The sequence below is a fragment of the Streptomyces sp. NRRL WC-3549 genome, assembly GCF_000721935.1.
Classification (GTDB): domain Bacteria; phylum Actinomycetota; class Actinomycetes; order Streptomycetales; family Streptomycetaceae; genus Streptomyces.
Window position 1 is genome coordinate 1 of sequence record NZ_KL585419.1, and the last position, 203, is coordinate 203.

Consider the following 203-nt stretch of genomic DNA (forward strand, 5'->3'; position numbering starts at 1 on the left):
CCCCCACCCGCCGTCGGCGTACCCCGTGCCGCCGCACCTCCCACCACCGGGCCCGCCGGGCTCACCCCCGTCGACCCGCGCACGCCCGCCGCACCGGCCCCGTCCCGCCCGGCGCTGCCGGCCATGCGGGACGGGGCCGACGGGGTGCCGGACGGCCCCGTCGCCCGCCGCGCCGACCTGCCGGGCGGGGCCGGCGACGCCGG

At 86.7% G+C, this 203-nt stretch carries 1 pseudogene; it reads left to right on the forward strand.

Going from position 1 to position 203, the window contains the following annotated elements:
• A pseudogene (locus tag IH13_RS46185) lies at positions 1–203 on the forward strand (hypothetical protein); the annotation flags it as partial.